Origin of the sequence: Bacillus sp. FSL K6-0073 (assembly GCF_038006085.1) — a bacterium.
Taxonomy (GTDB): Bacteria; Bacillota; Bacilli; order Bacillales; family Bacillaceae_G; genus Bacillus_A; species Bacillus_A cereus.
Genome location: NZ_JBBOUN010000001.1, coordinates 58,225 through 80,000 on the forward strand (window position 1 = coordinate 58,225; position 21,776 = coordinate 80,000).

Here is a 21,776-nt window from a genome sequence, read left to right on the forward strand (position 1 = left end):
TTAGAAGTAGCAATCTTTCCTAATTATGATCTTTCTTTTTGAGAAATCAATTATTTGGAGATATATGTATATTGAATGAAGGTAGCACTTTGCTACCTTTTTTCGTTGAATATTTTTAACGTGTAGGAACTCATTATTACCCGTGTTGGGAAGGGAGTTTGTTCTTTTCTTTATGATATAATACGAGAGGTGAGAATAGAAAAAGGAGTTTTCTTGTATGGAAGCGAAGAAGTATCAAGCCTTTTGGCGTGGGGCTATTATATTAACGATTGCAAGTTTCGTTACAAAAGTATTAAGCGCTTTTTACCGTATTCCATATCAAAATATAGCGGGGGATATTGGGTTTTATATTTACCAACAAATTTACCCGTTTTATGGATTTTGTTTAATTTTAGCTACTTATGGATTTCCTGTTATCATTTCGAAAATGGTTGCAGAACGACTAGAGCGGGGAAAACAAAAAGAAGCAGAAGAAATTATTTGTGTATCTTTTTGGTTCTTATTAGGAATTGGTTTTATAGGCTTCTTTACATTGTTTTTTGGGGCCGAAACAATTGCGGTAGCTATGGGCGATATACACTTAGATAAGTTACTACGTGTTATTTCATTTTCATTCTTATTGATGCCATTTTTGTCTGTAGCAAGAGGGTATTTTCAAGGATTCAACAATATGATGCCAACGGCTGTTTCGCAAGTAATAGAACAAACAATTCGAGTTTCTATTATTGTATTTGTATCGCTATTCCTAATTGCTCACGGATTTGATTTATATACAGTTGGTGCAGGGGCTATGTTAGGCTCAATTGCGGGTGGACTTATTGGGATTATTGTACTTATATTGTATATGCGTCAAGATTTTCGTTCTATATTCTTCAAAAGTGCAGCGAGAATTAAGGGTAAAAGGAAGATAGTTAAAATCCTTTTTTGGCAGGGGTTAGCGATTTGTGTTAGTAATTTAGTGCTTATTTTTATACAGATGGCTGATTCAGTGTCCTTTTACAGCTTACTTATTGGTGCGGGAGAACAGGCTGAAAATGCAAAGGTATTAAAGGGTGTTTATGATAGAAGTATTCCGCTAATGCAATTAGGTACTGTTGTGACGACTTCTTTCTCGTTGTCACTTATTCCGATTATCACAGCGGCGAAGGAAAGAGGAGATCTTTCCTTTATTCAAGAAAAGGTAAAGTTAGCAGTGAAAATAACATGTGTTATTGGACTTGCAGCAGCTATTGGACTAACTTGTATTATTCAACCTACGAATATTATGTTGTTTGAAAACAGTGATGGATCAGATGTTTTATCTATTTTATCGTTATCTATTTTATTTAGTTCATTGTCAATTACGACAGCTTCTATTTTACAAGGATTGGGGCAAACGTTTAAGCCAGCATTATTTGTTGTATTTGGAGGTTGCTTAAAGTTAGCGTTAAATTATATATTCATGCCTTATTTTGGTGTGAAAGGTGCAGCCTTTGCGACTTTATGTGCGTTAATTATAATCTCTGGACTAAATACTTTGTTGCTTACGAGAGCTGTATCAGGGTCACTTATCAATAAGCGAAATATGTTAGGGATAGTAATTAGTGGTATCTGTATGGGATTTGTATTAATGATGTTCACACGTGTGTTACAGATGTCTGGATTAGTAATTGATACGGAACATAGAGGAAGCGCGACACTTGAAGCGTTGTTAGGTGTAGCCATTGGCGGATTGACATATATGTTTTTTATTTTGAAATTACGTGTATTTACAAAAAAAGAATTAGGAACCGTTATGAAACAAGAGAAAAAAGAAGGTTCATTGAAGAAGAGTGGATAGAGGTGACTGGTTGTGAGTGGAATCATTACTGTTTTAGGTTTAGGAGCTGGTGAATTAGATCAGCTAACGATGGGTGTATATCGAAAAATAAAAGAAGCAGACCATCTGTTTGTTAGAACGAAGGAACATCCAGTTATAGAAGAATTGGAGAAAGAAGGCGTACAATATACGTCTTTTGATGCTGTATATGAAGCACATGATACGTTTGAAATTGTATATGAAACAATTGCGAATAAATTGCTAGAACAAGCTGAAGGTACAGAAATTATCTATGCTGTTCCCGGGCATCCACTTGTAGCAGAAAGAACAGTTCAGCTACTGTTGGAAAAAGGAGAGGTTTCAAATGTTGAAGTGCGAATTGAGGGTGGACAAAGTTTCCTTGATCCTATGTTTGCAAGTCTAAAGATTGATCCGATTGAAGGATTCCAATTACTTGATGCTACATCATTTGAAAGAGGGCAATTAGAACTGCGTCAACATTTAATCTTTTGCCAAGTATATGATGCATTCGTTGCATCTGATGTGAAATTAACATTAATGGAGATGTTACCAGATGATTATGAAGTGTATATCGTAACAGCTGCAGGAACTTCATTTGAACAAGTAAAGAAGGTACCGTTGTACATGTTAGATCATGAAACGGAATTGAATAATTTAACGAGTGTGTACGTGCCGCCAGTTCAGGAGCGTGCGTCCTTGTATCAACAGTTTGATGTTCTTAGAGAAATTATTGCGGAACTTCGTGGTCCAAATGGTTGTCCGTGGGATAAAAAGCAAACACATCAATCATTAAAGAAATATTTAATTGAGGAAGCTTATGAAGTGTTGGAAGCAATCGATGAAGAGGATGATGATCACTTAGTAGAAGAATTAGGTGATATATTATTACAAGTTATGCTTCATGCTCAAATCGGAGAAGATGAAGGTTGGTTCTCTATAGATGATATCATTCGAACTCTATCTGAGAAAATGGTTCGTCGCCATCCGCATGTGTTTGGAAATACGGATGTAAACAACGCTGATGAAGTGATTGCAAATTGGGAAGAAATTAAAAAACAAGAAAAAGGATTCGTGAAAGAATCTGTTTTAAATGGCGTTCCCAAAAGTTTGCCGCAGTTACTACGCGCCTATGAAATCCAGAAGAAAGCTGGTAAGGTTGGATTTGATTGGGTTGATGTGCAACCGATGATAGAAAAAGCTTTGGAAGAATGGCAAGAGTTCCAACAAGAGGTTACAAATATGGATGAGAAAAAGATGCTAGGTGAGTTTGGTGATTTACTATTTGCATTTGTTAATATAGCTCGTCATTACAAAATAGATCCAGAAGAGGCGTTACGTTCAACTAATGAGAAATTTACTGGTCGTTTTTTATACATGGAGGCAAAAGTAGCTGAAATGAATAAAGAGATGAAAGATTTATCATTAGAACAGTTAGATGTTTTATGGGAAGAAGCGAAACAAACAGAGCGTTAATAGGGGGATTTGATATGCGTCTAGATAAGTTTTTAAAAGTATCACGTTTAATTAAAAGAAGAACATTAGCGAAAGAAGTAGCTGATCAAGGAAGAATATCTATTAATGGTCAAGTGGCAAAAGCGAGTTCTGATGTGAAAGTAGCTGATGAATTAACAATTCGTTTTGGTCAAAAAATAGTGACTGTGAAAATAAATGAATTAAAAGAAACAACTAAAAAAGAAGATGCAGCAAATATGTATAGCTTAGTTCGTGAAGAAAAAGTAAAAGCGGAAGAAGGCTTGTTCTAAAATCATTTATCCCCTCATACATTACTATTAGCTAGTAAAAACCTATGGGGGGATTTACGTGAATAATGGTTACTCACCTACGTCTTCTAATCAACAAAATGTTTCTGTAGAGCATGACATTATTATGCGTGGCAGGCGTATAATTGATATTACCGGTGTGAAGCAGGTAGAGAGTTTTGATAGCGAAGAGTTTTTACTAGAGACCGTAATGGGTTTTTTAACAATTCGTGGTCAAAATTTACAAATGAAAAATTTAGATGTGGAAAAAGGTATTGTGTCGATTAAAGGGAAAGTTAATGAGATGCTGTATATTGATGAAAATCAAGGGGAAAAAACTAAAGGTTTCTTTAGTAAGTTGTTTAAATGAGCTTAACAATTCAGTTGTATACAATGCTTTCAATGATTGGAATGGGTGCTTGGATTGGAGCGTCTTTAGATACATATCAACGTTTTTTAAAGCGCCAAGAACGTAAACGTTGGCTTGTATTTATACATGATATATTATTTTGGATTGTCCAAGCATTATCCGTCTTTTATGTATTGCTTCTCGTAAATGAAGCTGAGCTACGTATATATGTGTTTTTGGCATTATTATGTGGTTTTGCGGCATATCAAAGCTTACTGAAGGCACTATACATGAAGCTGTTAAATTTTCTCATCTATATTTTTATGCAAACAACATATTTTTTTGTTCGAATTATACAGCTACTCATGATAAAACCTGTTATTATTATAGCGCAGCTATTTATTGCATTTATATTATTCTTATTTCGTATACTGCTTTCAATTGGACATGTGTTATGGAAAATGGTGATTTGGATATTACTTTTCATATGGAAAGTTTTTTTCTGGCCTGTTCGATTTATTGCTTCGCTCATATGGAAACTTCTCCCTAATCGTGTTAAACTTTTTATAGTGAAACATATAGGGTTCCTGCAATATATAGCAAAATTGAAGGGACATATCTTCCAACTATGGGAGCATATAAAAAAGAAGTTAGGGGGACCTCGGAAATGAGGGAACTGAGACAAAGAACAATCGAAAAACAGAGTCCAAATCCTGTTAAAGAGCATATAATACAAACGGATGAGAACAGGAAGCGACTTTATCGCCGTTTAGCGGTTTTTCTTGTCTTTACTTTTACAATTATTGCGAGTATTAGTGTAACGTTTTATCAACAAAACAGTTCCATTAAAGCAAAAGAAGCAAAAGTTAAGGACATGAAAAAAGAACTGGATTCATTAACGAATAAAGAAAAAAGTCTAAAAGACGAAGTTCAAAAGTTAAATGATGAAGAGTACGTATTAAAGATTGCTAGAAGGGATTATTTCTTCTCTGGTAAAGGGGAGATAATTTTTCCTGTTTCTAAGTAGAGTATGTCTTATTGACACTATATTTTAGGATTATATATAATAAAGTAAAATTTGACTTTTTAACCACTAAGGAGGAGCATTTTTTTTATGTCAATCGAGGTAGGCAGCAAGTTACAGGGTAAAGTAACAGGTATTACAAATTTTGGGGCTTTTGTGGAGCTGCCAGAGGGCTTAACGGGTCTTGTTCATATTAGTGAAGTTGCTGATAACTATGTAAAAGATATTAACGATCACTTAAAAGTGGGCGACCAAGTAGAAGTAAAAGTTATTAATGTTGAAAAAGATGGAAAGATTGGTTTATCTATCAAAAAAGCGAAAGAACGTGAAAAAACAGAAGGAGATCGTCCACGCGGTGAATACCAACGCGGTGGTGATCAACAACGTTCTGGACGTCCACAACGTAATAATCGCTCTTTCAACAGAGATAATCGCGGTGGCGGTAACGACCGAGCTCCGAAAGAAACATTTGAGCAAAAGATGGCACGCTTCTTAAAAGATAGCGAAGATCGTTTAACTTCTTTAAAGCGTAACACAGAGTCTAAACGTGGTGGCCGTGGCGCGCGTCGCGGATAATAAGGACGTTTAGTTTTTAACATATAGAGAGGTACCCAGAGTGATGGCTCAGGGTGCTTTTTTATATGTTAAAAATATTTTTAAAAAAGTTTTTGAGATGTGTTGACTTTAATTAGTATCTGATGTAAGATACTAATTGTCCGTTAAATAAGACGACATGGCGGTGTAGCTCAGCTGGCTAGAGCGTACGGTTCATACCCGTGAGGTCGGGGGTTCGATCCCCTCCGCCGCTATATTTAATTTAACGGCCCGTTGGTCAAGTGGTTAAGACACCGCCCTTTCACGGCGGTAACACGGGTTCGAATCCCGTACGGGTCATCTAAAAAGATCATGCAAATTTGCATGATCTTTTTTTGTTAAATAAATTAAGATATACAACACTTCTACAAAATCACCCTATATTTTCTGAATATTTAATTAAAATCTCAAAAATAACTTACATACCGTGTATATCTGTAGAGTTATTTCGAATAAAAAGTCGAACGATTATAAAAGTGAAAACTGTTGTTTTGACAAAAAAACCAACAATCATCTTTTATAATGACAGTAATTAAACTATGCAGGTGGTGTTAAAAATATGCCTAAAGCAGGAAGGAATACTATGAATACAAGTGCATTGGCAATGAATGAGAGTCAGCTTGGAGGAATAAAGTGGACGAGTAAGTTGCGAATGAAATTTGAGCAAGTTTTCTTTAGATGGGGATTTATTATTGTTGTTATTGGTTTTCTTTTGGGACGAGCATATATATTAACAAATATTTTACCGTTTGCACTCCCATTTTTTGCTGCTGTTTATGTTATGAAGCGGGATAAGATGCCGCTAGCATTTTTAGCTCTAATGGGAGGAGCTCTTTCGGTATCGATAGATAATTTGTTTTTTACCTTTGCATCTATCTTTACCTTCTTCATTTATAATATCTTCTTTAGTCGATTTACACGTAAAACTGTTGGACTTGTTCCATTTCAAGTATTTATCTCCGCATTAACCGCACACTTAGTTGTTGTATATTTTGCGCAACAAACTGTCACCATGTACGATTTACTCGTTAGTACCATTGAGGCTGGGCTTAGTTTCGTATTAACTATGATATTTTTACAAAGCGTCCCGCTTTTAGTGGAAAGGAAAGGAAAACAACAGGCATTAGAGACGGAAGAAATTGTTTGTTTGATTATATTACTAGCATCTGTTTTAACGGGTACAACAGATTGGTTTGTATATGATGCTTCTATTCAACATATTTTTACAAGGTATTTAGTGCTAGTATTTGCATTTATTGCGGGTGCTGCCACAGGATCCACAGTAGGGGTTGTAACAGGACTAATATTAAGTTTAGCAAATGTGTCTAGCTTGTCTCAGCTTAGCCTTCTTGCTTTCTCTGGATTGCTTGGTGGATTGTTAAAAGAAGGGAAGCGTTTAGGTGTTAGTTTAGGTTTATTAATTGGGACAAGCTTAATTACATTATATGTGGACAAACAGACAAATATTGTAACAACTTTAATTGAGTCAGGTGTAGCGATTGTTATCTTCTTATTAACACCGAAGCTTGTTTTGGATCGTATTGCTAAATTTATGCCAGGTACACAAGAGCATTCGCAAGATCAACAACAGTATTTAAGAAGGATGCGTGATGTTACAGCAAATAAAATCAACCAATTTGCAAATGTATTTGCTGCTTTATCTAATAGCTTTTCTGTATATGGGTATGTAGAGGAAGAAGATAAAGAGACAGAAGCAGATTTGTTTTTGAGTACAATTACTGCGAAAACATGTCAAACATGCTTTAAAAAGGATCAATGCTGGGTAGTGAATTTTGATAAAACGTACGATTATATGAAACAAATAATGAATGAAACGGAAGAAGGAACCCTGCAACATAATCGTAAATTAGTTCGTGAGTGGGACAAGCATTGTGTGAGAGGGAAAAAAGTGACGGATTTAGTAGCGGGTGAATTAGATCACTTCTATGAGGGACAAAAATTACGAAAACAAATGAAGGAAAATCGTAGAATAGTAGCGGAGCAATTATTAGGTGTATCAAAGGTTATGGAGGATTTTGCTAAGGAGATACAACGAGAGCGTGAAAATCATCAAGTGCAGGAAGAACAGATTATGCAAGCATTCCGTGATTTTGGTGTCGAAGTAGAGCATGTTGATATTTATTGTTTAGATAGAGGAAGTATTGATATTGAAATGTTAATTCCAGTTGCATCTAATGAACATGGTGAATGTGAAAAGTTAGTTGCACCGATGCTTTCGGATATCCTTAAAGAAAATATTGTCGTTAAACATGAAGAAAAGTCTTCTTATCCAAATGGCCATAGTTTAATATCATTTGGTTCGGCGAAGACGTATTCTCTTGATACAGGATTGGCTACAGCTGCAAAAGGCGGTGGATTTGTTTCGGGTGACTCTTATGCGATGATGGATTTAAGTGTTGGTAAATATGCACTTGCAATTAGTGATGGTATGGGGAATGGGCAAAGGGCTCATATGGAAAGTAAGGAAACGGTGAAATTATTACAAAAAATACTCCAATCGGGCATTGATGAAGAAATAGCAATTAAGTCTATCAATTCAATTCTTTCTTTGAGAACGACAGAAGAGATGTTTACGACGTTAGATTTAGCTATGGTAGATTTGCGGGATGCGAGTGCAAGGTTTTTAAAGATTGGATCGACGCCGAGTTTTGTTAAACGCGCAAATAATATTTTGAAAATTGAAGCAAGTAATTTGCCGATGGGAATCATTGAAGATGTTGAAGTTGATGTGGTGGGTGAACAATTAAAAACGGGCGATATTCTTATTATGATGAGCGATGGGATTTTTGAAGGAGCACAGCATGTGGAGAATCATGAATTGTGGATGAAACGAAAAATTAAAGAATTGCAAACCGAAGACCCGCAAGAAATTGCTGATATCATTATGGAAGAAGTGATTCGCTCTTGTGATGGTTATATAAATGATGATATGACTATTGTAGTGGCAAAAGTGAAGAAAAATATGCCGAAGTGGGCTACGATTCCGATTGTAGGAATGCAGGCGCAGTAAAATGTAAGTGGAATGTTTATCTATAATTTGATTTTAAAAACCTAGGTGAATACCTAGGTTTTTTTGTGGAAAAAGGTAATGTTATTAATTTTGTGAATATACACGGAGGATGTAAGATAAAAATGTAATTTTTGTATATCTTTTTTTTGCACAATGTTTGTAAAAGTTGTACCATTGTAGACAAGGCAACTAACGTTGCTGTTCTTGTTTAATGAAAGGTGATTACGAAGTTGAAAGATACATTTGTTGAAAAAGTAGATGACTTTGTAAAGCAGCATGATGTATTAAAGAATGATTCAACAATTGTTGTGGGAGTTTCTGGTGGTCCTGACTCGTTAGCGCTTTTATATTATTTATTAGAAAAAAGAGCGGAAAAACAGTTGGAAATTGTAGTAGCTCATGTGGATCATATGTTTAGAGGTGATGAATCTCATGAGGATTTACGGTTTGTGCAGGGCCTTTGTGAAGAACTGGGAATTATTTGTGAAACGATAAGGATTAATGTATCACAATATCAACAGCAATACGGAATGAATGCACAGGTTGCTGCTAGAGAATGCAGATATGCATTTTTGGAAAGAATAATGAAGAAATATGATGCAAGATATGTTGCTCTTGGACATCATGGAGATGATCAAGTCGAGACAATTTTAATGCGTCTTGTAAGAGGGAGTACTCCGAAAGGATATGCAGGAATTGCAGTGAAGCGTCCTTTTCATAATGGGTATTTAATTAGGCCGTTACTTGGGGTAACGAAGGAAGAAATTGTTGATTACTGTAATAAGCTAAATTTAATGCCACGTATAGATCCGAGTAATAAAAAGGAAGTATATACAAGGAATCGATTACGTAAATATGTCCTTCCTCATTTGAAAGAAGAAAATCCACAAGTGCATGAGAAATTCCAAAAATTTAGCGTGCAGATGCAAGAGGATGAGGCTTATTTGCAGGAATTAGCTTTTGAAAAAATGAATAAAGTAATTACAAAAAAAAGTGATAAACAAATTAGCTTATCAATTCCTGCCTTTGAATCCATGTCTATGCCTTTACAAAGAAGAGGGATTCAACTAATATTAAACTATCTTTATGAATATAAGATTCCATCTTCTCTTTCTTCCATACATATTGACAAGGTGATTGAGTTTTTTAAGCGGACACAACCTTCAGGTTCACTTGATTTTCCAGGTGATTTGAAAATTGTTCGTACATACGAGGAGTGTAGCTTTAGATTTAAACAAGAAATTGTTTCTCCTTTTTTACAAGATTTATCAGTACCCGGGACCATTACGCTATTGAACGGGGATGAATTTGTAACAGAGGTGAGCGAAGATATACCAAGTAACATGAATGAAACAGTATTTGTTGCTAAGTATAATGATATATCATATCCACTTCGTATTCGTTCTAGGGAAAATGGAGATCGCATGTCAATACAAGGTATGAATGGCACGAAAAAGATAAAAGCTATTTTTATCGAAGCAAAAGTACCGAAAGAAAAAAGAGAAGAATGGCCGGTCGTTTGTGATGCAAGTGGGACCATTATTTGGGTACCCTTGTTGAAGCGATCTGCATTTGCAATTTCGAAAGAGATGGCAAAGAAGGATAAATATATGATTATTCACTACAAAAGCAAGGAGTCTTCCGGGAGGATAATGAAATGATGAATCAAGATATCGAAAAAGTATTAATTTCTGAAGAGCAAATACAAGAAAAGGTGCGCGAACTAGGTGCAATTGTTGCAGAGGATTATAAAAACACAGTACCTCTTGCAATTGGTGTATTAAAAGGCGCAATGCCATTCATGGCAGATTTATTAAAGAGAACAGATACATATCTTGAAATGGATTTTATGGCTGTATCTAGTTACGGTCACTCTACAGTTTCAACAGGCGAAGTGAAAATTTTAAAAGATCTTGATACTTCTGTAGAAGGTCGCGATATTTTAATCGTCGAAGATATTATTGATAGTGGTCTTACACTAAGCTACTTAGTAGACTTATTCAAATATCGTAAAGCGAAGTCTGTAAAAATTGTTACATTATTAGATAAGCCAACAGGCCGTAAGGTTGATCTGAAAGCGGATTATGTTGGATTTACTGTTCCACATGAATTTGTAGTAGGATATGGATTAGATTATAAAGAGCAGTACCGTAATCTTCCTTATGTAGGCGTATTAAAACCAAGCGTTTACTCAAATTAATTAAATATAGGCTTCACAATTGTATAGGAAAGTTTTTCTATGTTACGATTTACTATAGTGTTTATGCCGTGAGAGGAGGTTAGGAATGAATCGTATCTTCCGTAATACCATCTTTTATTTACTGATATTCTTAGTAGTAATTGGAATCGTGAGCTATTTTAATGGTTCGACACAAAAAACGACATCAGTTAGCTACGACAAATTCATTACTAAACTAGAAAGCGGTGAAGTGCGTAATGTGCAACTTCAACCGAAAAATGGTGTATTTGAGGTAAAAGGACAATTTAATAACTCTAGCCAAGGAGAACAATTTGTTACTTATGCACCAAATACTGAGGAATTACAAAAGAAAATTAATGATAAAGCGAAAGGTGCCGAAGTTAAGTATCAACCAGCAGAAGAAACAAGTGCTTGGGTAACATTCTTTACTTCAATCATTCCATTTGTCATCATCTTCATTTTATTCTTCTTCTTATTAAACCAAGCTCAAGGCGGCGGTAGCCGTGTTATGAACTTCGGGAAAAGTAAGGCGAAGTTATATAATGATGAAAAGAAAAAAGTTCGTTTCAGAGATGTTGCTGGTGCGGATGAAGAGAAACAAGAACTTGTTGAGGTAGTTGAATTCTTGAAAGACCCTCGTAAGTTCTCTGAAGTTGGTGCTCGTATTCCAAAGGGTGTCCTATTAGTTGGACCTCCAGGTACAGGTAAAACTTTATTAGCGCGTGCTGTTGCAGGTGAGGCTGGCGTTCCATTCTTCTCTATCAGTGGTTCTGACTTCGTAGAGATGTTTGTCGGTGTCGGTGCATCACGTGTACGTGATTTATTTGAAAATGCAAAGAAAAATGCTCCTTGTATCATTTTCATTGATGAAATTGATGCAGTAGGGCGTCAACGTGGCGCAGGTCTTGGTGGTGGCCATGATGAGCGTGAGCAAACGTTGAACCAATTACTTGTTGAAATGGATGGATTCGGTGCAAACGAAGGTATTATTATCATCGCTGCGACAAACCGTCCTGATATTCTTGATCCAGCATTATTACGTCCAGGTCGTTTTGACCGTCAAATTACAGTAGATCGTCCAGATGTAAATGGCCGTGAAGCTGTACTGAAGGTGCATGCTCGTAATAAACCGCTTGATGAGAATATCAACTTAAGAGCAATTGCAACTCGTACGCCAGGATTCTCTGGTGCTGATCTTGAAAACTTATTAAACGAAGCTGCTTTAGTAGCTGCGCGTCAAGATAAGAAGAAAATTGATATGAGTGACATTGATGAAGCAACGGATCGCGTTATTGCAGGTCCGGCTAAGAAAAGTCGTGTTATCTCTGAAAAAGAACGTAATATCGTTGCTTTCCATGAAGCGGGTCATACTGTAATTGGTGTTGTTCTTGATGAAGCTGATGTCGTTCATAAAGTAACAATTGTCCCTCGTGGTCAAGCTGGTGGATATGCAGTAATGCTTCCGAAAGAAGATCGTTACTTCATGACAAAGCCAGAGTTACTTGATAAAATCACTGGTTTACTTGGTGGTCGAGTAGCTGAGGAGATTGTATTTGGTGAAGTGAGTACAGGTGCTCACAACGACTTCCAACGTGCGACGGGCATTGCGAGACGTATGGTTACAGAATTCGGTATGAGTGATAAGCTTGGACCAATGCAATTTGGTAGTTCGCAAGGTGGTCAAGTGTTCTTAGGAAGAGACTTCCATTCAGAGCAAAACTACAGTGATGCAATTGCACACGATATCGATGTAGAAATGCAAACGATTATGAAAGAATGTTATGCTCGTGCAAAAGACATTCTTACTGAAAATCGTGATAAGCTAGATCTTATTGCAAAAACGTTACTTGAAGTAGAAACGTTAGATGCTGAGCAAATCAATCATTTATGTGATTACGGCAGATTGCCAGAACGTCCAACATCTTCAGATGATGTGAAAGTAAACATCAACATGAAGAAAGACGATGAAGATAAAGAAGATAAGTAAGAAACGAAGGAGTGACTATCGTCACTCCTTTTTTGTTTGTTAAAACCTTTATTAATTACTATTGAGAACTTAGTGGATAAAGTAATTTAAGTAAAACTAGTATTAAAAATTGAAATAGAGAGCGATCTTTTTGTAAAATGATGAGGATAGGAAAGCTGATTATATAAGTATGTGTGATATGATGTTTTTATAAGTTTTATACATACTGCACAAATATAGATTAAATAAGATAAGTGGTGAGAATATGATTTTTGTATTGGATGTAGGGAACACAAATGCTGTACTAGGTGTGTTTGAAGAGGGGGAACTTCGTCAGCATTGGCGCATGGAAACAGATCGTCATAAGACAGAAGATGAATATGGAATGCTTGTAAAGCAATTGCTTGAGCATGAAGGTCTTTCGTTTGAAGATGTGAAAGGTATTATTGTGTCTTCAGTCGTACCACCAATTATGTTTGCTTTAGAGCGCATGTGTGAAAAATATTTTAAAATTAAACCGCTTGTAGTAGGGCCTGGGATAAAAACAGGGCTAAATATTAAATATGAAAATCCGCGTGAAGTAGGCGCAGACCGAATTGTAAATGCAGTAGCAGGAATCCACTTATATGGAAGTCCGCTTATTATTGTTGATTTTGGTACGGCTACTACATATTGTTATATTAACGAAGAAAAGCATTATATGGGTGGAGTTATTACGCCAGGAATTATGATTTCAGCAGAGGCTTTATATAGCAGAGCAGCAAAACTTCCTCGTATCGAAATTACAAAACCAAGCAGTGTAGTTGGGAAAAATACAGTAAGTGCGATGCAATCGGGTATTCTTTATGGTTATGTTGGACAAGTGGAAGGTATTGTTAAGCGTATGAAAGAAGAAGCTAGACAAGAACCTAAAGTTATTGCAACAGGTGGATTAGCAAAATTAATTTCCGAAGAATCGAATGTAATTGATATTGTAGATCCATTTTTAACGTTAAAAGGTTTGTACATGTTATATGAACGTAATGCAAATTTACAGCATGAGAAAGGTGAATAAATACGTATGAAAGATTATTTAGTAAAAGCGTTAGCGTTTGATGGAGAAGTGCGTGCGTATAGTGTACGTACAACAAATACAGTAAGTGAGGCGCAAAGACGTCATGATACATGGAGAACAGCTTCAGCGGCACTAGGGCGTTCTTTAACTGCGGGTACAATGATGGGCGCAATGTTAAAAGGTGAGCAAAAGTTAACGATTAAGGTAGAAGGTAACGGTCCGATTGGTCCTATCTTAGTAGATGCTCATGCAAATGGAGATGTACGTGGTTATGTAACGAATCCGCATGTTGATTTTGAAGGAACAGAACAAGGGAAGTTACGTGTATATCAAGCGGTAGGTACAGAGGGGTTTGTAACTGTAATTAAAGATATTGGAATGCGTGAGCCGTTTATTGGTCAATCTCCAATCGTTTCAGGAGAATTAGGAGAAGACTTTACGTATTATTTTGCAGTTTCTGAACAAACGCCTTCTTCTGTAGGTGTTGGTGTTCTTGTAAATGGAGATGATAGCATATTAGCGGCAGGTGGATTTATCCTTCAAATTATGCCGGGTGCGCAAGATGAAACGATTTCATTTATTGAAGACCGTTTACAAAAAATTCCCCCTGTATCAACGTTGATTGAACAAGGCCTTTCTCCGGAAGAGCTACTATATGCAGTTCTTGGAGAAGATAAAGTAAAAGTATTAGAAACGATGGATGTTCAATTTAATTGCACATGCTCACGCGAGCGTATTGAGAGTGTATTAATTAGTTTAGGTAAAACAGAGTTAGAGCAAGTTCGTGAAGAAGAGGAAGAGACAGAAGTGCACTGTCATTTCTGTAATGAACGATACAAGTTCTCTAAAGAAGATATTACAAATTTAATCGAGAATTTGTAATAAGGGAATTAAGAGGAGCAATCCTCCAAATGAATTGACAAACAGGGAATTTTCTGACAAAATCTAAATATAGATAAAACCAATAAAAATACTCGGTGTTAGGAGTGACAGGAATGCGAGTGGCACAATCAGTTTCAGAATTAATCGGGAAAACGCCGATCGTCAAGTTGAACCGCATCGTAGAATCAGACAGCGCAGATATATACTTAAAATTAGAATTTATGAATCCGGGGAGTAGCGTTAAAGATCGTATCGCATTAGCTATGATTGAAGATGCTGAAAAAAATGGATTATTAAAAGAAGGCGATACAATCATTGAGCCGACAAGTGGTAACACAGGAATTGGTTTAGCGATGGTAGCGGCTGCTAAAGGATATAATGCAATCTTAGTAATGCCAGAAACAATGAGTATTGAGCGTCGTAATTTATTACGTGCTTACGGTGCGGAATTAGTATTGACTCCAGGGCCTGAAGGAATGGGTGGAGCAATTCGTAAAGCGACTGAATTAGCAAAAGAGCATGGCTACTTTATACCACAACAGTTCAAAAACCAATCGAATCCAGAAATTCACCGTTTAACAACAGGTCCAGAAATTATTGAACAAATGGGCGACCAATTAGATGCGTTTATTGCAGGTATTGGTACAGGTGGAACGATTACTGGTGCGGGTGAAGTACTGAAGGAAGCGTATAAAGATATTAAAATTTATGCAGTAGAACCTGCAGATTCACCAGTATTATCTGGTGGGAAACCAGGTCCACATAAAATCCAAGGAATTGGGGCGGGATTTATTCCGGAGACGTTGGATGTAGAAGTATATGATGAAATTATTCAAGTGAAAACAGAGCAAGCATTTGAATATGCGAGAAGAGTGGCTAAAGAGGAAGGTATTTTAGTTGGTATCTCTTCAGGTGCAGTTATTTATGCAGCAACAGAAGTTGCGAAAAAGTTAGGTAAAGGGAAAAAGGTACTTGTTATTATCCCGAGTAACGGTGAACGTTATTTAAGTACACCACTTTATCAATTTGAATCATAATTAAACGCGATTGAAAAAGCATCCTTGAAAAAGGGTGCTTTTTCTTTTGGGATTGGAAATAGGAAAAGAGTGAATGACTAGAAAACTTCATGTAAAATAAGAGGTAGTATAATTAAATTATTTTCACTAGCCTTCGAGTATAATCAATCTCTATATAAATAACTTATGTAGTTTGAGCTGGTTAATCTAAGAGGGTGGGATAAAAGAAGACGGGGTGTTGATATGCAACGAAGAAAATCTTTAGCGCTTTCTATTCCATATCAGTTAGATTTCTTTAAGCAATATAAATTTCTTTCTCAGGGTAAATCGCAACATATTTTGTTAGAAAGCGGCCGTGGCGGTCGTTATAACATTGTAGGGCTGAACCCAGTAGCGGTAATCCGAGGGAAGGATGAAACGTTACATATAAGTGAAAGTGGTAAGGAAACAATAAAACGGGGGAATCCGTTAGATTTAATGCAAGAATATATGGAACAATGGAAGACGGACTATAACCCAGAGTATCCGCCTTTTCAAGGTGGTGCAATTGGCTATTTCAGTTATGACTGTATCCGTTATATTGAAAAGCTACCTTCTCTTGCGGAAGATGATATTAATATACCTGACATCTTCTTTTTATTATTTGATGACGTATTTGTCTATGATCAAAAAGAAAAAGTGTTATGGGTTATTACGCATTATGTAGATAAATATGAAGAGGCAAAAGAACGGCTAAATGAGTGGAAGAGTCTTTGGATGACAGAAGCGCCTGAAGTGACCGTGCCCTTTGAAAGTCCTGAAAAGAAAAGTGAAGCAGTTGCTTTTACTGAAGCCAGCTTTATGAAGGCAGTTGAATGTATTCAAGAATATATTGGGGCGGGTGATGTGTTCCAAGTAAACTTGTCGACGAGACAAGAAAGAACGTTACAGACACACCCACTAGAAATTTATACAAGTCTTCGTGAAATTAATCCATCTCCATATATGGGTTACCTGGAGCTTGGGGATTTTCAAATTGTTAGTGGATCGCCAGAGTTGTTAATTAAGAAACAAGGAACTGAAGTAAGTACAAGACCAATTGCTGGAACGAGATCTAGAGGCGCGGATGAGCAAGAGGATGAAGAATTAGCAAGAGAATTAATTGAGAACGAAAAAGAAAGAGCAGAGCATGTAATGCTTGTGGATTTAGAAAGAAATGATTTAGGACGTGTTTGTAAATATGGCACTGTAGAAGTAGATGAATTTATGGTGATTGAGAAATACTCACATGTTATGCATATTGTTTCTAATGTACGTGGTGAGGTGGAAGAAGATAAAGATGCTTTTGATTTAGTGAAGGCTGTATTCCCTGGGGGAACAATTACTGGTGCCCCGAAAATACGTACGATGGAAATTGTTGAGGAATTAGAACCTGTTCGGAGAGGGATTTATACAGGTTCAATCGGTTGGATTGGTTATTCTGGAGATACAGAATTGAATATTGTAATTAGAACACTTCTTGCTAAAGATGGAAAAGCTCATGTGCAAGCAGGGGCGGGAATTGTAATTGATTCAAATCCAGAAAATGAATATAAAGAGTCGTTAAAAAAGGCGATTGCTTTATGGCGTGCAAAAGAACGTAGCGAAGAAACGGTTAGGTGAGAGAAATGATATTAATGATTGATAATTATGATTCTTTTACATTTAATTTAGTGCAGTTTCTTGGAGAACTTGGACAAGAGCTCGTTGTTAAACGTAACGATGAAGTGACCATTTCAGATATTGAGAATATGAAACCAGATTTTCTAATGATTTCTCCAGGTCCATGTAGTCCTAATGAAGCGGGGATTAGTATGGAAGTTATTAAATACTTTGCTGGAAAGATTCCGATTTTTGGAGTTTGTCTTGGGCATCAATCCATTGCACAAGTGTTTGGTGGAGAGGTTGTCCGTGCAGAACGATTAATGCATGGGAAAACGTCGCTTATGCATCATGATGGAAAGACGATTTTTTCGGATATTCCTAATCCGTTTACTGCGACGCGCTATCATTCCCTTATTGTTAAGAAAGAGACGTTACCCGATTGCTTAGAGGTAACATCTTGGACAGAGGAAGGAGAAATTATGGCACTTCGTCATAAGACATTGCCGATAGAGGGTGTGCAATTCCATCCGGAATCTATTATGACTTCTCATGGGAAAGAGTTGTTACAGAATTTCATTCGTAAATACAGTCCAAGTGCAACATTATGTTAATTTACGTAAATGGTCAGTATGTAGAAGCAAGTGAAGCGAAAATTTCTCCTTATGATCATGGTTATTTATATGGTCTTGGAGTTTTTGAAACGTTTCGTATTTATAATGGTCATCCTTTCTTATTGGATGATCATTATGACCGTTTAATAGAAGCGCTGGATACATTGCAAATTAAATGGACAATGACAAAAAATGACGTGATGCTTATTTTAAAAAATTTACTCGCTAAGAATGAATTGGAGCATGCATATGTACGTTTTAATGTATCAGCGGGTATAGATGAAATAGGATTACAAACGGAAATGTATGAAGAGCCTTCGGTTATTGTTTTTATAAAACCTTTAACAGCTCCAGGAGATGTAGTGGAAAAAGAAGGTGTTATTCTAAAACAAGTGCGAAATACACCGGAAGGAACATTTCGCCTGAAGTCTCATCATTATTTAAATAATATTTTAGGGAAGCGTGAAATTGGAAATGTTGTGAGTAAGGAAGGTATTTTTCTTACTGAAGCAGGTTATGTTGCAGAGGGTATTGTTTCCAATCTATTTTTTGTGAAAGGTGATGTTTTATATACACCTTCGTTAGAGACAGGGATTTTAAATGGTATCACTCGTGCGTTTATTATAAAGAGTGCTGAAGAATTAAATATAGAAGTAAAGGAAGGTTTCTTTACAAAAGATGAGCTACTTTCAGCGGATGAAGTCTTCGTAACAAACTCCATTCAAGAAATTGTTCCGCTTTATCGTATAGAAGCGCAGGATTTCCCGGGTAAAGTAGGAGTGGTTACAAAAAGTTTAATGTACCTTTATGGAATGCAAAGAGAGAAATTATGGAGCAGAAATGAATTACGAAGAGGAGATGTGTAGTTTGAAGTGGGATTATGATTTATGCTGCGGCGAATATACATTGAATTTAAATGAAAAGACATTAATTATGGGGATTTTAAATGTAACACCAGATTCGTTTTCTGATGGTGGGAGTTACAACGAGGTAGATGTTGCGGTACGTCACGCAAAAAAAATGCAAGGTGAAGGTGCTCATATTATTGATATTGGTGGCGAATCTACTCGCCCAGGTTTTGCTAAAGTATCAGTAGAAGAAGAAATAAAGCGAGTTGTCCCGATGATTCAAGCAGTTTCAAAAGAAGTGAAGTTGCCTATATCTATCGATACATATAAAGCTGAAGTTGCAAAGCAAGCAATTGAGGCTGGTGCTCATATTATTAATGATATTTGGGGAGCGAAGGCGGAGCCGAAAATTGCTGAAGTCGCAGCTCATTACGATGTACCTATCATTTTAATGCATAACCGCGATAACATGAATTATCGTAATTTAATGGCGGATATGATTGCTGATTTGTATGACAGTATTAAAATTGCTAAAAATGCTGGTGTGCGAGATGAGAATATTATTTTAGATCCAGGTATCGGTTTTGCTAAAACACCTGAGCAGAACTTAGAGGCGATGCGTAATTTAGAACAGTTAAATGTGCTAGGTTATCCGGTTCTCTTAGGTACTTCGAGAAAGTCCTTTATTGGGCACGTATTAGATTTGCCAGTAGAGGAACGCCTTGAGGGAACGGGAGCTACTGTTTGTCTTGGTATTGAAAAGGGCTGTGAGTTTGTTCGTGTCCATGATGTGAAAGAAATGGCGCGTATGGCTAAAATGATGGATGCGATGATTGGTAAGGGGGTAAGGTAATTGGATAAAATTTATATCCATGATATGGAGTTTTATGGTTATCATGGCGTGTTCCCAGAGGAGAATAAATTAGGTCAGAGATTTAAAGTTGACTTAACGGTGGAGTTGGATTTAAAGCGTGCAGGGGAAAGTGATGACTTAGAGCATTCGGTCAATTATGGAGAGCTTTTCGAATTATGTAGAAAAGTTGTTGAGGATAGAAAGTATAAGCTTGTGGAGAGTATCGCTGAAAATATTGCTGCAGATATATTAAAACAATATGAAAGTATTTCGCGCTGTACAATTAAGGTAATTAAGCCGGATCCACCGATACCGGGTCATTATCGTGCTGTAGCAGTAGAAATTACGAGAGAACGTCCATGAACAATATAGCTTACATTGCATTAGGGTCAAATATTGGAGAGCGTTATACGTATCTAACCGAAGCGATTCAGTTTTTAAATAAAAATCCTTATATTCAGGTTGATGATATTTCATCTGTATATGAAACTGAGCCAGTTGGCTATACTGACCAAAGTTGCTTTTTAAATTTAGTTATAAAAATTTCTACCAATTTATCACCACAAGAATTATTGAAAGTAACACAAAAAGTAGAAAATGACCTAGGAAGAAAAAGGGAAATTAGGTGGGGGCCGAGGACTATCGACCTTGACATTTTACTTTATAATCAAGAGAATATTGAAGCAGAGAATCTTATTGTTCCGCATCCGCGGATGTTTGAAAGAGCTTTTGTTATCGTTCCGTTGTTAGAAATTAATCAAGACATAAAACAAAACATTTCATGTTCACAAGTAGAAGAAATGAAAAGGCGAGAGGGAGTAACGGTATGGAAGCAGAAAAATGGGGAAGACGCATTCGTGCTTTTCGAAAGCTAAAAGGTTACACACAAGAAGGTTTTGCTAAAGCACTAGGGGTATCTGTATCTGTTTTAGGTGAGGTTGAGAGAGGGAATAGATCGCCTTCTCAAGATTTTGTAGTAGAAGTTGCTAAGGCATTAAATGTTTCGATAGAGGAATTAATGCCAAAGTGATTGTACAGGAAGGAGTAGATTGATTGTTAAAGATTGCAAATATCGAGATGAAAAATCCGGTTGTACTAGCACCGATGGCGGGAGTGTGTAACTCTGCATTCCGTTTAACAGTAAAAGAATTTGGTGCCGGCTTAGTTTGTGCTGAAATGGTAAGTGATAAGGCAATATTACTTAATAATAAAAGAACATTAGATATGTTATATATCGACGAGAGAGAAAAGCCATTAAGTTTACAAATTTTTGGTGGAGAGAAAGAAACTCTTGTAGATGCTGCGAAATATGTAGATAAATATACGACAGCAGACATAATTGATATTAATATGGGTTGTCCAGTGCCGAAAATCGTTAAATGTGATGCTGGGGCAAGGTGGCTTTTAGACCCGAATAAAATATATGAAATGGTAGCAGCGGTTGTAGATGCTGTTGAAAAGCCGGTTACAGTTAAAATGCGTATCGGTTGGGATGAAGAACATATTTTCGCAATAGAAAATGCTAGGGCTGTTGAGCGTGCTGGTGGCCAAGCTGTGGCGGTTCACGGACGTACACGAGTGCAAATGTATGAAGGAAAAGCGGATTGGGATATTATTAAACAAGTAAAACAAGCTGTAAATATCCCGGTTATCGGAAATGGTGATGTCGCAACGCCGCAAGATGCAAAGCGTATGCTTGATGAAATTGGTGTAGATGGTGTTATGATTGGTCGTGCTGCTCTTGGAGATCCGTGGATGATTTATCGTACGGTAAAGTATTTGGAGACAGGTGAATTAATGCCGGAACCAACAGTGCGCGAGAAAATTGATGTATGTATGTTGCATCTAGATCGTCTTATCAACTTAAAGAATGAAAGTGTCGCTGTAAGAGAGATGAGAAAACATGCAGCTTGGTATTTAAAAGGTGTTCGTGGTAATGCGAGTGTACGTAATGGTATTAATGCTTGTAACACACGGGAAGACCTTGCGAATGTGTTAGGTACATTTGTAGAAGAAGTGGAAGCGAAACAACAAACAATTTACGTTGGTTAATAATGGACATAGGAGATTGACATTCTTCTATACACTTCCTATAATTACGTGAAAGAAAGAAGAGCTGCCAGTTAGTTGCTGGCAGTTTTTCTAG

22 protein-coding genes and 2 tRNA genes are annotated in these 21,776 nt (G+C 36.6%); all 24 read left to right on the forward strand.

Annotated elements, in window-relative coordinates:
• The first annotated feature begins 217 nt into the window (after window positions 1–217).
• The 24 genes from MHB52_RS00310 to dusB all read left to right on the forward strand — a co-directional run bounded on the left by MHB52_RS00310 (window position 218) and on the right by dusB (window position 21,682).
• Window positions 218–1,819 (forward strand): putative polysaccharide biosynthesis protein, encoded by a 1,602-nt coding sequence (locus MHB52_RS00310; protein WP_061663946.1) that lies wholly within the window; start codon window positions 218–220, stop codon window positions 1,817–1,819.
• Window positions 1,820–1,831: 12 nt separating this feature from the next.
• On the forward strand, window positions 1,832–3,292 hold the full coding sequence (gene mazG, locus MHB52_RS00315) for a nucleoside triphosphate pyrophosphohydrolase (protein WP_000014279.1): 1,461 nt from the start codon (window positions 1,832–1,834) through the stop codon (window positions 3,290–3,292).
• 14 nt (window positions 3,293–3,306) lie between these two features.
• The gene (locus MHB52_RS00320) at window positions 3,307–3,582 is read left to right on the forward strand and encodes an RNA-binding S4 domain-containing protein (protein WP_001234876.1); all 276 of its coding nucleotides are present in this window, start codon (window positions 3,307–3,309) and stop codon (window positions 3,580–3,582) included.
• Window positions 3,583–3,640: 58 nt separating this feature from the next.
• Window positions 3,641–3,949 carry a sporulation protein YabP gene (gene yabP, locus MHB52_RS00325; RefSeq protein ID WP_001059104.1) on the forward strand — a complete coding sequence of 103 codons (309 nt, stop codon included), beginning with the start codon at window positions 3,641–3,643 and terminating at the stop codon, window positions 3,947–3,949.
• Window positions 3,946–4,599: a spore cortex biosynthesis protein YabQ gene (yabQ, locus tag MHB52_RS00330; protein WP_000059777.1), complete on the forward strand. Its 654-nt coding sequence runs from the start codon at window positions 3,946–3,948 to the stop codon at window positions 4,597–4,599. Before yabP ends, yabQ begins: the two co-directional genes overlap by 4 nt.
• Window positions 4,596–4,955, forward strand: coding sequence for a cell division protein DivIC (gene divIC, locus MHB52_RS00335; RefSeq protein ID WP_001208739.1), 360 nt, complete (start codon window positions 4,596–4,598; stop codon window positions 4,953–4,955). Before yabQ ends, divIC begins: the two co-directional genes overlap by 4 nt.
• Before the next feature lie 87 nt (window positions 4,956–5,042).
• Window positions 5,043–5,528 (forward strand): S1 domain-containing RNA-binding protein, encoded by a 486-nt coding sequence (locus MHB52_RS00340; protein ID WP_000021451.1) that lies wholly within the window; start codon window positions 5,043–5,045, stop codon window positions 5,526–5,528.
• A 159-nt stretch (window positions 5,529–5,687) separates the two neighbouring features.
• A tRNA-Met gene (locus MHB52_RS00345) sits at window positions 5,688–5,761 on the forward strand.
• Between the two features lie 13 nt (window positions 5,762–5,774).
• Window positions 5,775–5,846: transfer RNA gene (locus MHB52_RS00350), tRNA-Glu, on the forward strand.
• 259 nt (window positions 5,847–6,105) lie between these two features.
• Complete coding sequence (gene spoIIE / locus MHB52_RS00355) at window positions 6,106–8,577, forward strand: stage II sporulation protein E (protein ID WP_001123552.1); 2,472 nt, start codon at window positions 6,106–6,108, stop codon at window positions 8,575–8,577.
• 230 nt (window positions 8,578–8,807) lie between these two features.
• Window positions 8,808–10,238 carry a tRNA lysidine(34) synthetase TilS gene (tilS, locus tag MHB52_RS00360; RefSeq protein ID WP_000655458.1) on the forward strand — a complete coding sequence of 477 codons (1,431 nt, stop codon included), beginning with the start codon at window positions 8,808–8,810 and terminating at the stop codon, window positions 10,236–10,238.
• Complete coding sequence (gene hpt, locus MHB52_RS00365; protein WP_000981844.1) at window positions 10,235–10,777, forward strand: hypoxanthine phosphoribosyltransferase; 543 nt, start codon at window positions 10,235–10,237, stop codon at window positions 10,775–10,777. The genes tilS and hpt overlap by 4 nt, the downstream gene beginning before the upstream one ends.
• Before the next feature lie 85 nt (window positions 10,778–10,862).
• Window positions 10,863–12,764, forward strand: a complete 1,902-nt coding sequence (ftsH, locus tag MHB52_RS00370) for an ATP-dependent zinc metalloprotease FtsH (protein WP_001079672.1) — start codon at window positions 10,863–10,865, stop codon at window positions 12,762–12,764.
• Between the two features lie 244 nt (window positions 12,765–13,008).
• Complete coding sequence (locus MHB52_RS00375) at window positions 13,009–13,797, forward strand: type III pantothenate kinase (protein WP_000578368.1); 789 nt, start codon at window positions 13,009–13,011, stop codon at window positions 13,795–13,797.
• A 6-nt stretch (window positions 13,798–13,803) separates the two neighbouring features.
• Window positions 13,804–14,679: a redox-regulated molecular chaperone HslO gene (gene hslO / locus MHB52_RS00380; RefSeq protein WP_000656372.1), complete on the forward strand. Its 876-nt coding sequence runs from the start codon at window positions 13,804–13,806 to the stop codon at window positions 14,677–14,679.
• A 113-nt stretch (window positions 14,680–14,792) separates the two neighbouring features.
• Complete coding sequence (gene cysK, locus MHB52_RS00385) at window positions 14,793–15,716, forward strand: cysteine synthase A (protein WP_001261718.1); 924 nt, start codon at window positions 14,793–14,795, stop codon at window positions 15,714–15,716.
• 222 nt (window positions 15,717–15,938) lie between these two features.
• Window positions 15,939–17,336: an aminodeoxychorismate synthase component I gene (gene pabB / locus MHB52_RS00390; RefSeq protein WP_061663947.1), complete on the forward strand. Its 1,398-nt coding sequence runs from the start codon at window positions 15,939–15,941 to the stop codon at window positions 17,334–17,336.
• Between the two features lie 5 nt (window positions 17,337–17,341).
• Window positions 17,342–17,929, forward strand: a complete 588-nt coding sequence (gene pabA, locus MHB52_RS00395) for an aminodeoxychorismate/anthranilate synthase component II (RefSeq protein ID WP_000602297.1) — start codon at window positions 17,342–17,344, stop codon at window positions 17,927–17,929.
• Window positions 17,923–18,795: an aminodeoxychorismate lyase gene (pabC, locus tag MHB52_RS00400; protein WP_000909876.1), complete on the forward strand. Its 873-nt coding sequence runs from the start codon at window positions 17,923–17,925 to the stop codon at window positions 18,793–18,795. Before pabA ends, pabC begins: the two co-directional genes overlap by 7 nt.
• Entirely contained in the window at window positions 18,770–19,630 is an 861-nt protein-coding gene (gene folP / locus MHB52_RS00405; protein WP_061663948.1) for a dihydropteroate synthase, read from the forward strand. Before pabC ends, folP begins: the two co-directional genes overlap by 26 nt.
• Window positions 19,631–19,993: a dihydroneopterin aldolase gene (folB, locus tag MHB52_RS00410; RefSeq protein WP_000358062.1), complete on the forward strand. Its 363-nt coding sequence runs from the start codon at window positions 19,631–19,633 to the stop codon at window positions 19,991–19,993.
• A complete protein-coding gene (gene folK, locus MHB52_RS00415; RefSeq protein ID WP_001059447.1) occupies window positions 19,990–20,505 on the forward strand; it encodes a 2-amino-4-hydroxy-6-hydroxymethyldihydropteridine diphosphokinase in 516 nt (171 codons plus the stop codon). The genes folB and folK overlap by 4 nt, the downstream gene beginning before the upstream one ends.
• Window positions 20,457–20,660 carry a helix-turn-helix domain-containing protein gene (locus MHB52_RS00420; protein ID WP_000387024.1) on the forward strand — a complete coding sequence of 68 codons (204 nt, stop codon included), beginning with the start codon at window positions 20,457–20,459 and terminating at the stop codon, window positions 20,658–20,660. Before folK ends, MHB52_RS00420 begins: the two co-directional genes overlap by 49 nt.
• Window positions 20,661–20,683: 23 nt before the next feature.
• A complete protein-coding gene (gene dusB / locus MHB52_RS00425) occupies window positions 20,684–21,682 on the forward strand; it encodes a tRNA dihydrouridine synthase DusB (protein WP_000912248.1) in 999 nt (332 codons plus the stop codon).
• Window positions 21,683–21,776 lie beyond the last annotated feature (94 nt).